The 13,435-nt window shown below is 40.8% G+C and carries 12 protein-coding genes and 1 tRNA gene; 9 read left to right on the top strand and 4 right to left on the bottom strand.

The window, feature by feature from the left end; all coding sequences use genetic code 11:
* Nucleotides 1-16: 16 nt before the first annotated feature.
* The gene (locus B2W49_RS03995; protein WP_414630578.1) at nucleotides 17-661 is read right to left on the bottom strand and encodes a hypothetical protein; all 645 of its coding nucleotides are present in this window, start codon (nucleotides 659-661) and stop codon (nucleotides 17-19) included.
* Between the two features lie 277 nt (nucleotides 662-938).
* Here B2W49_RS03995 and pilG point away from each other — a divergent pair, with 277 nt between their 5' ends.
* The 6 genes from pilG (at nucleotide 939) to B2W49_RS03965 (ending at nucleotide 9,539) form a co-directional block, all read left to right on the top strand.
* Complete coding sequence (gene pilG, locus B2W49_RS03990) at nucleotides 939-1,322, top strand: twitching motility response regulator PilG (protein ID WP_004975524.1); 384 nt, start codon at nucleotides 939-941, stop codon at nucleotides 1,320-1,322.
* A 32-nt stretch (nucleotides 1,323-1,354) separates the two neighbouring features.
* A complete protein-coding gene (locus B2W49_RS03985; RefSeq protein ID WP_291334740.1) occupies nucleotides 1,355-1,723 on the top strand; it encodes a response regulator in 369 nt (122 codons plus the stop codon).
* A gap of 3 nt (nucleotides 1,724-1,726) precedes the next feature.
* Complete coding sequence (locus tag B2W49_RS03980) at nucleotides 1,727-2,263, top strand: chemotaxis protein CheW (RefSeq protein ID WP_291334738.1); 537 nt, start codon at nucleotides 1,727-1,729, stop codon at nucleotides 2,261-2,263.
* Nucleotides 2,264-2,308: 45 nt separating this feature from the next.
* Nucleotides 2,309-4,384: a methyl-accepting chemotaxis protein gene (locus B2W49_RS03975; protein ID WP_291334736.1), complete on the top strand. Its 2,076-nt coding sequence runs from the start codon at nucleotides 2,309-2,311 to the stop codon at nucleotides 4,382-4,384.
* Between the two features lie 169 nt (nucleotides 4,385-4,553).
* Complete coding sequence (locus B2W49_RS03970) at nucleotides 4,554-9,077, top strand: Hpt domain-containing protein (RefSeq protein WP_291334734.1); 4,524 nt, start codon at nucleotides 4,554-4,556, stop codon at nucleotides 9,075-9,077.
* Nucleotides 9,078-9,080: 3 nt separating this feature from the next.
* A complete protein-coding gene (locus B2W49_RS03965; RefSeq protein WP_167846162.1) occupies nucleotides 9,081-9,539 on the top strand; it encodes a hypothetical protein in 459 nt (152 codons plus the stop codon).
* An 82-nt stretch (nucleotides 9,540-9,621) separates the two neighbouring features.
* Here B2W49_RS03965 and dapE read toward each other — a convergent pair whose 3' ends face one another.
* The 3 genes from dapE to B2W49_RS03950 all read right to left on the bottom strand — a co-directional run bounded on the left by dapE (nucleotide 9,622) and on the right by B2W49_RS03950 (nucleotide 12,048).
* A complete protein-coding gene (gene dapE, locus B2W49_RS03960; RefSeq protein WP_291334732.1) occupies nucleotides 9,622-10,755 on the bottom strand; it encodes a succinyl-diaminopimelate desuccinylase in 1,134 nt (377 codons plus the stop codon).
* 141 nt (nucleotides 10,756-10,896) lie between these two features.
* Nucleotides 10,897-11,043: an entericidin A/B family lipoprotein gene (locus B2W49_RS03955; RefSeq protein ID WP_070152591.1), complete on the bottom strand. Its 147-nt coding sequence runs from the start codon at nucleotides 11,041-11,043 to the stop codon at nucleotides 10,897-10,899.
* A gap of 120 nt (nucleotides 11,044-11,163) precedes the next feature.
* Nucleotides 11,164-12,048 carry a DUF1853 family protein gene (locus tag B2W49_RS03950; protein ID WP_291334728.1) on the bottom strand — a complete coding sequence of 295 codons (885 nt, stop codon included), beginning with the start codon at nucleotides 12,046-12,048 and terminating at the stop codon, nucleotides 11,164-11,166.
* An 87-nt stretch (nucleotides 12,049-12,135) separates the two neighbouring features.
* Between B2W49_RS03950 and B2W49_RS03945 the strand changes: the two genes are divergently transcribed.
* From B2W49_RS03945 to B2W49_RS03935, 3 genes are all read left to right on the top strand, one after another.
* Complete coding sequence (locus B2W49_RS03945) at nucleotides 12,136-12,516, top strand: YbaN family protein (RefSeq protein ID WP_291334726.1); 381 nt, start codon at nucleotides 12,136-12,138, stop codon at nucleotides 12,514-12,516.
* Between the two features lie 8 nt (nucleotides 12,517-12,524).
* Complete coding sequence (gene elsL / locus B2W49_RS03940) at nucleotides 12,525-13,049, top strand: cell wall-recycling L,D-carboxypeptidase ElsL (RefSeq protein ID WP_291334724.1); 525 nt, start codon at nucleotides 12,525-12,527, stop codon at nucleotides 13,047-13,049.
* Between the two features lie 262 nt (nucleotides 13,050-13,311).
* Nucleotides 13,312-13,387: transfer RNA gene (locus tag B2W49_RS03935), tRNA-Val, on the top strand.
* The last annotated feature ends 48 nt before the right edge of the window (nucleotides 13,388-13,435 follow it).

Genomic DNA, 13,435 nt, shown 5'->3' with positions numbered 1-13,435 from the left:
ATGTAATTCAAATCAACTATTCAAGAGCTTTTAAGCGAGTAATAATTTTGTCGTATTCTGCTTGTGTATTTCGATAGCTTGTTTGTAAAGATTGAATCATATCTTTTTTAAGCTCGATGTTTTTCAAGTTATTGTCCAAATTGGTTTTTAGTTGTGCAGGCGCAGGTTTGACTTTGCGTAGATACTCCATTTCTTGACGTTTAAAAGTAATACGGTCATTTTGCAACTGTTTGAGTTGTTCTTGTTGGAAAGCAATTTGCTTTTTAATATGAGCTAAAGCGTTATTACGTTTAGTGATTGCGGTTTGACTATTGGTATAGGCTTTTTTTAAACGCTGATCAGATTCCATTTGATACGCTTGAGCAGCGCGTTGTGGAGCTTTTTTAATATCCGCTTCGGTGCTATATGGACGTGCACGCTGAATCACTTGCATGTTACGGTCTAATGCTTCATAGCCGTGACGAATATGATTAGGTGTCACATTACTACTAATATTCGCAACGCCCTGTTGATCATAATAGCGGTACCACACCGCTTTGTTCTGGTTGTCAGCCATGAGTGGGGCAGAGGGAAAGAGCAGTAAAGCAAGCATACCCAATTTGAGTGACTGCTTAGTTTGTTTTAATTTGACAGCGAGTGATTTTGCAAAAAAAGTACTCACGTTGTCCCCCACAATAAAGTTGACTAAATTACTTAAATTACACGTAATAATAGTGTTATATTAGATCAAAATTTAGGAATTAGAAAAATACAACCGATAAAAAAATATCAATGGTCACACGAAAGTGTGAGCGGTTTGGTGATAATGGTGTAAAAGTGTAGTTTTACACTAAATATGTTCATTGAAACTACAAGTAAAGATATGTTAAAAATACCATCAATATGTAAAAATTTTCTACTCAGTTGCTTGTGCAAACAAAAATGGGAAGGGTCATTGAATGGACGATAAATTCCAAAATCTAAAAGTCATGGTGATTGATGATTCAAAAACCATTCGCCGTACAGCTGAAACACTTCTACAGCGTGAAGGTTGTGAAGTGGTTACCGCAGTTGATGGATTTGAGGCATTATCCAAAATTGCCGAATCAAATCCAGATATCGTATTCGTAGATATTATGATGCCGCGCCTAGATGGTTACCAAACGTGTGCCTTGATTAAAAACTCGCAAAACTACCAAAACATTCCTGTCATTATGCTATCAAGTAAAGATGGTTTGTTTGATCAAGCCAAAGGACGTGTTGTGGGTTCTGATGAGTATCTGACTAAACCATTTAGTAAAGATGAATTATTAAACGCCATTCGTAACCACGTGACCGCGTAATTATTAGTTAGTTAGATTTATTGGGGGAAATAATGGCTCGTATTCTTATTGTAGATGATTCACCTACAGAAACATTCCGCTTTAGAGAAATCTTGACCAAGCATGGTTTTGATGTCATTGAAGCAGCGAATGGTGCAGATGGCGTGACCATGGCGCAAGCGGAATTACCAGATTTAATATTAATGGATGTAGTTATGCCAGGCGTGAACGGCTTTCAGGCAACACGTCAAATTTCGCGTGGTGATACCACCAAACACATTCCAATTGTAATTGTGAGTACTAAAGATCAGGCAACCGATCGTGTTTGGGGGAAACGCCAAGGTGCGAGCGATTACTTAACTAAGCCTGTTGACGAAAAACAATTAGTTAATGTGATTAATCAACACCTTAATGTAGGATAAGCTATGGCTGCAAATGGTTTTATTGAATTACTTCGGTTATCTAAACGTGGAAACAAAAACTACGTTAGTACCGAAAATGAGGTAAACCGCTGGTCAGGTATTGCTTTTGAGATGATGGGGCAATATTTCGTTGCTCCATTAGGAGAGGTTTCTGAGGTTATTTATCCACCGAAATATACGCCAGTACCAAATACCCAACCTTGGGTAGTAGGTCTAGCGAATATTCGTGGAAGATTACTTTCAGTTTCAGATTTGGCACATTATGTTTCTGGGCAAAGTAGCCAATATTCACCTACTCAAAAAGTAATGTGTATTAGTCATAATGACCATTATGTCGGTTTAATTGTAGATCAAGTTTTGGGTATACAGCACTTTAATAAGAAAAGTTTCTTTTCTAAACACAATGATTTAGATAGTAATTTACAAGAATATTGTCAGGGGTATTTTCACCAACATAACCAACAATGGCATGTTTTCTTATTTAGTCGTTTATTGCAAAACCCAAAATACATGAACGCATCTATAAAATTTATAAATTAACTGTCGCGCACCTAAAAATGAAGGCGTCAATCGGGGAGAAGCTGTATGGGCTTTAAACTTAAAAAGAAAAATCCAGGCGAAGAAACCGTCCGTAAAGCAAGTGGTTCAGGTTTTTTTGCAAAATTACAGGCGCGAACAGAAGAGTTTGCGAGTGTATTTGGCGAAACAGAAAAATCTAAGCCACTTATTTTAGGTGCAGCTTTTTGTATCATCTTATCGCTTTTCCTGTTGCTATACCTTTTTTATAGCGTGCCGCGTAATAACGACTTTACCCGTAGTTTGGGTGAATTACGTCTGTTGTCACAAACCATTTCTCGTCAAGCAACTGAAGCGACTGCATCAGGTACACCTGAATCGATTAAAAATTTAACAGATTCACAAAAAGCCTTTGCTGATAACTTAGAAACAGTGAAAGACATTCATCCAAATACAGATACCTTGCGTGATGTAGAAACACAGTGGAAATCAATTTCTGAAAATATTGATTTAATTGCTTCACAACAAAAAATTATTAACCAGCTTTATGACACGAGCATTGCAATTAGTGAAACCATCCCTGGTATTCAGGCGGAATATAATTTGATGGTTGACCAAATGGCACGTCAAGACATGCCAAGTAGCCAGGTGGTTATTGCAAAGAACCAAGTATTCATTGCAGAGCGTATTTTACGTTCAATCAATTCTGTATTGACAGGTACAGACAGTTCTCGTGAATCTGCAGATGACTTTAGTGCCGATATCGAAACATTTGGTGCTTACTTAGCAGCGCAGTTGAATGGTAGTGCAGAACTGGGTGTACAACGTATTACTCAAGAAGATTTACGTAGTTCATTAGAAAGCATTCAAGCAGAATATGAAGATGTATTGAAATCTGCTGCTGCAACGGTTTTAAAGAACTCAACGCAAATTGTAAAAGTACGTCAGGCTTCCTCTTCTATTTTTAACCAGTCAGATAAACTTTTAACCAATTTAAATAAATTGTCTGGCGGTTCAGGTTGGTCTATTGCGATTCCTGCAATTGGCTTGATTGCAGCATTACTTGCATTCTTGTTCTGTGTATTCAAATTACTTGGTTTACGTGGTGAAGCCGATAAAGCTCGCGTGGTTCGTCTACAAGATGAATATGACCGTAATCAGAACGCGATTTTACGTTTACTCGATGAAATTGCCGACCTTGCGGATGGTGACTTACGTTCTTATGCAACAGTATCGGAAGACTTCACGGGTGCAATTGCTGACTCGATTAACTTTGCGATTGACCAATTACGTGACCTTGTATCGCGTATTCAGGAAACATCGCACGAAGTTGCACAATATACGGCAACCACACAGAACATTACTAACCAGTTAGCAGAAGCATCTGAGCATCAAGCGCAAGAAATTGCCGGTGCATCTGCCGCAATTAACGAAATGGCAATGTCAATTGACCAAGTATCTGCCAACGCTGAAGAATCAGCAGCGGTAGCAGAACGTTCAGTACATATTGCATCGAATGGTGCAGACGTTGTAAACCGTTCAATCGAAGGTATGGATATCATTCGTGAGCAGATTCAAGAAACCTCAAAGCGTATTAAGCGTTTGGGTGAATCTTCACAAGAGATTGGTAACATCGTTGCCTTGATTAACGATATTGCCGACCAAACTAACATTTTGGCATTAAACGCCGCAATTCAGGCGTCTATGGCGGGTGAAGCTGGTCGTGGTTTCGCAGTCGTAGCCGATGAGGTACAGCGTCTAGCTGAACGTTCAGCATCTGCAACTAAGCAGATTGAAACACTGGTTAAAACCATTCAGACCGATACCAACGAAGCCGTAATTTCGATGGAACTAACCACATCTGAAGTTGTACGTGGTGCGAACTTATCTAAGGATGCGGGTGTTGCACTGGATGAGATTCAAACGGTATCGACCAACCTTGCGAAATTGATCTCTAACATTTCGGATGCTGCAAAACTTCAGTCTGCTTCTGTAGGTCACATTGCAACCACGATGAATGTTGTACAAGAAATTACCTCGCAAACGACCAGTGCAACTTTCGATACTGCACGTTCGGTATCTGAGTTGGCCAACATGGCAGAATCATTACGTGAATCTGTAACTGACTTTAAACTACCTGAATAAGCCGGATTCCAGCTTGGGGAAAGGTGTACCTATACACAGTTATGGGTGCACCATCATTCAGAGATAAAGCATCGCAAAGATGAACTTAACTTTTGGGTTAGGGGCATTCAGGATGGTTACAATTAAGTTGAAGTACCTTTTGGTGCTGAAAACGTAAGAAGCCTTAGCTATGAAAGAAATATTAAAAAATTTAGTTGAAACAATGACGCTTCCTGAAGATAGTTATCTTGAGCAAGATGCGGAAATTCTTGAAATTTTTATCGAAGAAATTGAAGAAATCTTCGAAGAATTAAATCCATTATTTACAAATTGGTTTGCGAACCCAACAGATCAAGAAACTTTAGTGACAATTCGTCGTCACTTTCACACTTTAAAAGGCTCGGGTCGCATGGTGGGTGCGAAATCTGCGAGCGAATTGGCATGGACGGTAGAAGATACTTTAAACCGTGTGCTTTCGGGTGCTGTTACCCTCAATACTGATATTCAAAAATTTGCAAAAACTGTTTTCCATATTTATCAATATAAACTGTATCCAATCTTCAAAAATGTGGGTGTCATTGATATTGATTTACGCCCATTGGTACTTTTAGGACAACAATTACAGCAAAACCAAAGTCCTGAACCAGCCTTAGAAGAATTACTTGTTTTAGCCGATCAACTGACTGCAACTGATATGCCGACAGGACTAGAATTGACGGATGCTGTAGTTGAAACAGCAGTAGTCACAGCAGTTGAATCATCTGAAGATGTAATGACTGCTGAAGAAATGACGCAGACAGAAGTTGCACAAGAAGCGGCTGCTGATGCGAGTCTATTGGCTGAAACTCTGGCTATTTTTGTAGAAGAAGCTGAAGAGCATTTAGCAACCATTGATCAGTTCTTGGCGCAAGATCAGATTCAATCGCAAGACTATAACGGTTTAATTCGTGCTTTACATACACTGCGCGGCAGTTCGTCTATGGCGCAAATTGATCAAGTTTTTAAAGCCAGTTCTAAAGTTGAAAACTTGTTTAAAATATTTGTGCAAGATGAAATTGAATCTACCTCTAAAGAAACTGCGCTGTTGGTGCAATATGCAGAATTTGTCCGTGATTATCTGCATGTACTTCGTCGAGGTCACTGTGATGGTTTAGATGTTATCTATGCAACTTTTAATAAAGCATGGGATAGCTACGGCTTTAGCACCAGCGATACGGAAGACTCTAATCCTCAAGGTTTGGTGTCGAAACTTATCGAACTGAATATCGATCGTTTACTTGATGCCGAATTTGAATTTGATAAATTGGCGCAAACGCAATTCCCAAGCTATTTAGAAGAACTCAGCGCACAAGCACAATTATTGGTAGAGCATACTGATAACCGTGCGTCAGTGGGTATCCATCAATTTACTGAAGAACTTAAAGCCGCTTACGACAGTGTTTTAGCCAAACCAATTCTGCTTAACTCTGAATATGGTTATGAGTTATTTGCACAGGCGCACCAAGAGTTTATTCATTTATTCGATACCTTGGCTGCGGGACAGCGTGTTACGGTTACCGAAGATATTCAGAAAACCTTAAATGACTTAACTGCATTCGTGCAGCAAGATATTGATGCAATTGCACTTGAAGATGCTGAAACATCAGAGAGCGACAACGCTGTAGAAACAGCAGTTGTTGCAGAATCTGAAGCGGTACCTGCTGCAGTTGCTAGCGAAAGTTCGGGTACGGTGAATTTGGCGCAATTGTCACAACGTATTGCGTCAGATCAACAAAACATGCATGCCGATGATGCCAATAAAGACTTCGATCCTGACTTGCTGGATATTTTCTTGGAAGAAGCAGAAGAACTTTTGGTGGGTATGGATGAAGACGTCAATACTTGGTCAAAAGATGCTAGTGATACTTCAGCATTAAACAACCTTATGCGTTATTTGCACACATTAAAAGGTGGTGCAAATATGGTCTCGGCGACGCATATAGGTTTAATTGCACATAACCTCGAGTCAATTTACGAGCGTATCATTAACAACCAAATTGCTGTTTCACCTGCGTTAATTCAAATTATCCGTTTGGTGCAAGATGATATTGCAGACCGTATTCAGATCATTCGTGATGAGCGTGTTGACTATGCTGCGCCAGAGTCCATTGCGATTTTAGGCAATATTGTCAGCTTGGCACAAGGCGATGCAGATTTATCTGTTGCAAGTGTGACAACTACAGCGCAGCTTGAGCAGGGTATCGAAGCAACTGAAGATGTTGATACCCAGCCTGAGTTGGCGGCAGAAGTGTTGCAAGACACGATTGCAGATTTAGCTAAAGATGACGTAGTTATTGGTGATGATGCAAGTCTTAAAGCAAGTGCTGAATCTGAAGATGAGCAATTGCATTCAGTTGTGTTTGAAACTTTCCGAGAAGAAGCGGAAGAAATTTTGGATGCTGCAGATCAGCGTTTGAAACAATGGTTCGAACAGCGAAGTGACCGAAGTATCTTGCTTCAATTACAACGTGCGGCACACAGCTTAAAAGGCGGTGCGCGTATGTTGGAAATTGAGCCTGTTGCACAAATTGCTTATCAACTTGAACGTGCCTTTGAACAGTTTGCGGTGCATCAATTTAACTCAAATGTGTATGATGCCTTGTTGCAAAATACGTTGGTATGGTTGCGTGATGCGATCTTCAATGCAGATTACAGCAATTATGACAGCTTAAAATCTAGCTTGTCGGCGATGCAGTTTGTAGATGTATCTGCACAATTGCCTGAGCGTTTAACGTATACCGACTTATTATCGCCAAGCCGTAGTTATGAGTTTGTTCAGGGTGATGGTACAGAACCACCTGCAATGTCGGGTGAATGGAGCGAAACCACGCAGCTGGACAACAGCAATGAGATGATTCGTATCTCTGCTGATTTAGTCGAGAAGATGATTGACTTGTCCGGCGAGAACTCGATTAACCGTTCACGTATTGAAATGGAGCTAGGGCAACTGGGCGGTACCTTGAATGAGATGGAATTGGCGATTAAACGTCTTGCCGATCAGTTACGCCGAATGGAAGGCGAGCTAGAATCGCAAATTATTGCCAAGCACGGTTCTGAAAACTCACGTTATGCAGATTTTGACCCATTAGAGATGGACCAATATTCATCGTTGAATCAGTTGTCTAAATCACTGGCGGAATCTGCATCAGACTTAGTGGACTTTAAGAGTACATTGGCTGAAAAAATCCGTGATGCCGAAGGCTTGTTATTACAACAATCACGCATTCAGGCCGAAATTCAAGAAAGCTTGATGCGTACACGCCTTGTACCATTTTCGCGGTTATTGCCACGTTTACAACGTATTGTGCGTCAGACTTCATCGACCTTAAACCGTCCGACAGAGTTGGTGGTTAATAACACTGAAGGTGAATTAGACCGTACCATTCTTGAACGTTTGGTGACACCGTTTGAACACATGCTGCGTAATGCGGTCGACCATGGTATTGAAGACCCTGCGCAACGTGCTGCAGCCAATAAACCTGAAGTTGGTAAAATTGAACTGAACATTACCCGTCAAGGCACAGATGTTGTGGTGACTTTTGTGGATGATGGTAAGGGTATTGATGATGCCAAGATTAAAGAAAAAGCATTGAGCTTAGGTTTAATCAAAGCCGATCAGAATTTAGATAAAAATGAAATTCTACAATACATTTTCCACCCGGGTTTTACGACAGCACAATCGGTTACACAAATTTCAGGTCGTGGTGTTGGTTTAGACGTGGTGCAAAGTGAAATTAAGGCACTTGGTGGTCACGTTTCTGTAGATTCAACATTAGGTCAAGGTACAACCTTCAGTATTCGCGTACCAACCACGGTTGCGGTATCTGATGCCTTAATGGTAAAAGTTGGCGATCAACAATTTGCTGTACCTTTGGCGCAAATTGACCGTATTGTACGTATCGCACCAACGACTTTGGAATCTTACTTCAATAGTAATGAAGACTTCTTTCAAATTGATCACCAAAACTATAAGTTACGCTATTTATCTGAATTCGTTGGCAATCAGCCATTACCTCGTTTAAGCCATGTAGGGCATTCACTGCCAGTACTGTTAATTAAAGGCAGTACAGGTCAAACGATTGCCTTGTTGGTCGATCAGTTGATTGGTTCGCGTGGTCAAATTGTTGTGAAGCCAATTGGACAGCAGTTCTCAAGTATTGGTGCAATTGCAGGCGCAACTATTTTGGGGGATGGTCAAGTTTGTTTGATTTTGGATGGTCAGAACATTGCCCGTCAAATTCTTGCAACGCACCGTACTAAACAAGCCAGCGATCAACGTGAAATCCAGCGTCGTAATACGCGCCGCTTAATTATGATTGTGGATGACTCAGTCACCGTACGTAAAGTAACTTCACGTCTGCTTGAGCGACAAGGTTATGACATCGTGACTGCCAAAGATGGTGTCGATGCCATGGAGCAGCTTGAAAACGTCAAACCTGACTTGATGTTACTGGATATTGAAATGCCACGTATGGATGGTTTTGAGGTAACTAACCTCGTACGCCACCACGACATGCATAGCAATCTGCCGATCATCATGATTACGTCACGTACAGGTGAAAAACACCGCGAACGAGCGTTTAGCTTAGGTGTGACGCATTACATGGGTAAACCGTTCCAAGAGGCAGAATTGCTTGCCAATATTGAACAATTATTAGCAGTCAGTCAGGGGTAAACGATGAGTCAGACGAATAGTCCAAATTTACTCGGGCAAATCAGTCAGCAAGAGCTGCAACATTTAATTACCGTATCTACCGGTTTTATTGATGCTTATATTGTTGAATGTCATGGTAAACAACCGATGCTGATACCTCAAAATATTGTGTTGTCAGCGCTGGATAACGCCACTCAAGTTAAAACTGTAGAATGGCACGAATCGCAATTGCCTGTTTATGCTGTCAACGACCCAGAGAAAAAAATGGGCGTGGCACTGGTGATTGAAGGTGACGAAATGGAACAGCGTTTTGCTTTGATGTGCAATGAAATGCCTAAAACACTGCGCTTGCGTATTTCTGAAGTGGTAGATGATGACCAACAAACCACGACTGATCCTGCGGTATTCCAATATGTCCGTATGGGTGAGCAGGTCTTTCATGTACCGAATTTGCAATACATTCAAGAAAACTTGACGGCTTAAACGCAATTTTCTATGTTGTAAAACAGAAAAGGAACTCTATTTGAGTTCCTTTTCTGTTTTGTGTAACTAATTCTTATCAAATTTAAGTGAGTAACCCTTCTAAAATCTGCTCATAAATTTCGGCTAAGGGTTCTAAATCCGCTACATCAACGTGCTCGTTAATTTGGTGAATGGTGGCATTGAGTACGCCTAATTCCAATACTTGCGCACCTGTTGGCGCAATAAAACGACCATCAGACGTACCGCCACTGGTCGATAATTCTGTTTCAACACCTGTGACATTGCGAATGGCCTGACGTGCAGCATTGACCAATTCGCCCACAGGGGTTAAAAATGGCAAACCTGAAAGCGTCCACTCGATTTCATAATCCACTTGATGGCGATCTAAAATTTCCAACACACGTGCTTTTAGCTCATCTGCAGTCACTTCAGTCGAATAACGGAAGTTAAAGGTCACAGTCATATTCCCTGGGACAACATTGGTCGCACCTGTTCCTGCTTGAATATTTGAAATTTGAAATGAGGTGGCAGGGAAGTATTCATTACCATGATCCCACACCGTTTCACAAAGTTCCGCAATGGCTTTAGACGCGGTATGAATCGGGTTAATTGCCAAGTGTGGATAAGCCACATGACCTTGTTTGCCTTTTACAGTCAAGACACCATTCAGTGAACCACGACGCCCATTTTTAATAATGTCGCCTAATTTATGAGTACTTGAAGGTTCACCCACCAAACACCAAGTCATTTTTTCCTGACGTCCTTCCAACATTTCAACGACTTTTACGGTGCCGTTAATAGAGGGGCCTTCCTCATCAGAGGTGATCAAAAAAGCAATTGAACCTTTGTGGTCAGGATGTTTAGCAACAAAGCGTTCAGAGGCAACCACCATAGCTGCCAATGCTGTTTTCATGTCGGCACTGCCACGACCATAAAGCTTGCCATCACGAATTTCAGGTACGAATGGATCGGTATTCCATGCGTCTAAATTGCCTGTAGGGACAACATCGGTATGACCTGCAAAGCAAAAGACGGGTGCTTCTGTGCCTTTACGTGCCCATAGGTTATCTACATCATCAAAACGCATAGTTTCAATCTTAAATCCAATTTTTTCTAAGCGTTCTGCCATGAGATTTTGACAGTTGTGATCGACAGGAGTGACAGACGGTTGGCGTAAAAGCTGCAGGCTTAAATCCAGAGTAGCAGAAGAGGTCATGAGAGTTTCAGACGTTTATCAAGAGTAAGTGCTAATAATAGGGGAATAATGCAACAAAAGTGAAATTTTTAGCGTGAAAAAACCTTGTTCTCGGACAAGGTTTTTTATGGTTTTGTGAAGATCTTTCTGAAATTGTCAGAATTATTTTCGAATTTCTTGTTGGGTTTTTTCAGCAGTGTTACTTACCGCATTACCTGCAGAAGATACGTCTTCGCCCACACCTTTAATTGTATTACAACCCGTTAAAATAAAGGTCAGTAACAGTGAAGTCGCTAGAATTTTTTTCATGATTATCTCCAATATACTCTAGATAGTTTATTTTGATGTGTTTTTTAGCTTAGGAAATAAACAGAATAATAAATAGTCAACTTTTATGGTGCTTGCGTAATAAAATGTTGAAACAGTTATTCAGTGTGTTAATGGAGGATAGCTAATCAGCGATGCAGCACGATACATATAAAATTGTGAATGGGCTTCTTGATAGTATAAACCATCTCCCCACCATTGATTCGGTAGGCTACTGGCTTGAGTATTTTGGCAAATCCATTCATGTCGTTGTAGGCGATAAAATTGTTCAGCTTGAGCAGGAATATCACTTCCCCAAAGACCTAAACGCCGAGCGCGATTGATCCAGTGTGGCGTAAGTGTTGTGGATGATTGTGCCAAGTGATACGTAGCTAAATATAATTGTCCTTTGAGTACGGCTAAGCGACGTTGAATTGGCACATCTAAGGCTTGCTTAAATTGAAATTGCTTTTGACTAAAATGATTTAATTTACGCACCAAAGTATCGGAGCGGTTTAAACCATACCAGTGTGCCAAAGAGCAATCCGCTTCGGCTAAATAGTATTTTAATGCGACTTCCCAGTGTTCAACCTGCTGTGTGTCATGGTTGCGCAGTAAAAAATCCAGTTCCCCTACGGTTCTAGCGCCATCAATAATTTGAATGCTGTGTCCTAATAATTCAAAGGGATGATAGTCACGATCTCGCAGCCAAAACCACATCAACATTTCAAAGCGTAAGCCTAAACGGGTACTTTTCAGTTGATTTAAAAAGTCGTAAACCGCTTCGGGATGAGAATCCAAATAGGCTAAACGTGATTGATAAGCTTGATAATGCTTTTGCCAAAAAGCATCTGAATGGAATTCAAAAGCATGTTGAATGGGCAATTGCTCTGGAACAGTACATAAAATATTCGGACTGGCCACGCTAAAAGCCAACTGACGGATAAGCGGGGTTTTATAAGTCAGCCAGACTTCGGGCAGAAGTTCGGGTTGATGCAACTCAATCATTATGAATCCATACTGAAAAATGCATAATTACAACGGAAAATTAAAAAACGCTTTATACTACCGCAATTCGTAGTTTGGGACAGTGGTATGCAAAGCTTGTTATGGCGAAGTTTAGTGGTGATCTTTGTCATCCTTGGCTTTATTGGTGCATTGCTGCCAGGCATGCCTACTACTGTTTTCTTGATTTTAGCAGCTTGGGCATCGTCGCGTGGTTGGCCGCAAATGGATAACTGGTTGCTGAATCATCCTAAATATGGCAGTACACTCAGAGATTGGCGTGCCAATGGCACAGTACCGCGTAAAGCCAAATGGTTAGCAACGATCATGATGAGTATCAGTGCCGTGATCATGCTGTTTACAACAGCACCTGTTGCGGTCAAAGTTTTTACCAATACCACCATGTTGGTGGTGTGTATTTGGTTGTGGTTACGTCCTGAACCACAACCGCTCAAGAAAGAAGAACAATAGGGTACGCAATGTCTTTTTTATACACACAAGCAGATATTTTGATTGATTTGGCTGAGCAAACTCTATATTTGCCGAAGCATCAGAAATTTTATGTCATTTCTAGCGGGGTGAATGGAATTGGTGAAACTGAAAATAGTGGTAAAACACCGCGTGGTTGGCATGAAGTCGCTTTAAAATTTGGTGAAAATGAACCTGAAAATGCAGTGTTCATTGCGCGACAACCCACAGGTGAAATTTACAGTTTAGATTTAGCCGAACAATTTCCTGAACGGGACTGGATTTTAAGCCGTATTTTATGGCTGAGCGGTTTGCAAGAGGGATTTAATCAGGGCATCGGCTGCGATACTTTTCAGCGTTATATCTATATACATGGCACACCAGACACAGAACCGATGGGCATCCCAGCATCGCATGGCTGTATTCGGATGCGTAACCACGATATTTTAGAATTGTTTGAACTGATTCCAGAAAAAGCACTGGTTTATATTTCTGAACACAAATTAGATTTAAATAGCTTAGGTGTACTTGGTTGATGGTGTAAGTTGATTGCATAAAGTTGCATCTATCACAATATAAAAATCAATACAGTGAGCAGGTTGATTACAGCGCTAACAAGTTGAAATGCACATTATTTTTTGCTCGAAAACTATAATAACTTGCAGAATTTGTTTGTTTTTATAGCGGATCACCTATTTTTTAATCACTCAGTCACAAAAAAATGAAAACAAGCCTAAAAGCGTTTGACAGGCGGTAAAGATTCTCTATAATGCACCTCACAAACGATAAAGACGTTAAGGGCGCTTAGCTCAGTTGGTAGAGCGTCTGCCTTACAAGCAGAATGTCGGCGGTTCGATCCCGTCAGCGCCCACCAAGCCTTTACGTTATAGATTCTTACGTGCAGCGGTAGTTCAGTTGGTTA

Source organism: Acinetobacter sp. UBA801 (genome assembly GCA_002296655.1).
GTDB lineage: Bacteria > Pseudomonadota > Gammaproteobacteria > Pseudomonadales > Moraxellaceae > Acinetobacter.
The sequence above is the reverse complement of the archived record's forward strand: the minus strand, read 5'-3'. Positions and strand labels throughout refer to the sequence as shown.

What these genes read in the sequence shown, in the direction of transcription:
- pilG (WP_004975524.1), top strand. Translation starts at nt 939, where the DNA reads ATGGACGATAAATTCCAAAATCTAAAAGTCATGGTGATTGATGATTCA.
- B2W49_RS03985 (WP_291334740.1), top strand. Translation starts at nt 1,355, where the DNA reads ATGGCTCGTATTCTTATTGTAGATGATTCACCTACAGAAACATTCCGC.
- B2W49_RS03980 (WP_291334738.1), top strand. Translation starts at nt 1,727, where the DNA reads ATGGCTGCAAATGGTTTTATTGAATTACTTCGGTTATCTAAACGTGGA.
- B2W49_RS03975 (WP_291334736.1), top strand. Translation starts at nt 2,309, where the DNA reads ATGGGCTTTAAACTTAAAAAGAAAAATCCAGGCGAAGAAACCGTCCGT.
- B2W49_RS03970 (WP_291334734.1), top strand. Translation starts at nt 4,554, where the DNA reads ATGAAAGAAATATTAAAAAATTTAGTTGAAACAATGACGCTTCCTGAA.
- B2W49_RS03965 (WP_167846162.1), top strand. Translation starts at nt 9,081, where the DNA reads ATGAGTCAGACGAATAGTCCAAATTTACTCGGGCAAATCAGTCAGCAA.
- dapE (WP_291334732.1), bottom strand. Translation starts at nt 10,755, where the DNA reads ATGACCTCTTCTGCTACTCTGGATTTAAGCCTGCAGCTTTTACGCCAA.
- B2W49_RS03955 (WP_070152591.1), bottom strand. Translation starts at nt 11,043, where the DNA reads ATGAAAAAAATTCTAGCGACTTCACTGTTACTGACCTTTATTTTAACG.
- B2W49_RS03950 (WP_291334728.1), bottom strand. Translation starts at nt 12,048, where the DNA reads ATGATTGAGTTGCATCAACCCGAACTTCTGCCCGAAGTCTGGCTGACT.
- B2W49_RS03945 (WP_291334726.1), top strand. Translation starts at nt 12,136, where the DNA reads ATGCAAAGCTTGTTATGGCGAAGTTTAGTGGTGATCTTTGTCATCCTT.
- elsL (WP_291334724.1), top strand. Translation starts at nt 12,525, where the DNA reads ATGTCTTTTTTATACACACAAGCAGATATTTTGATTGATTTGGCTGAG.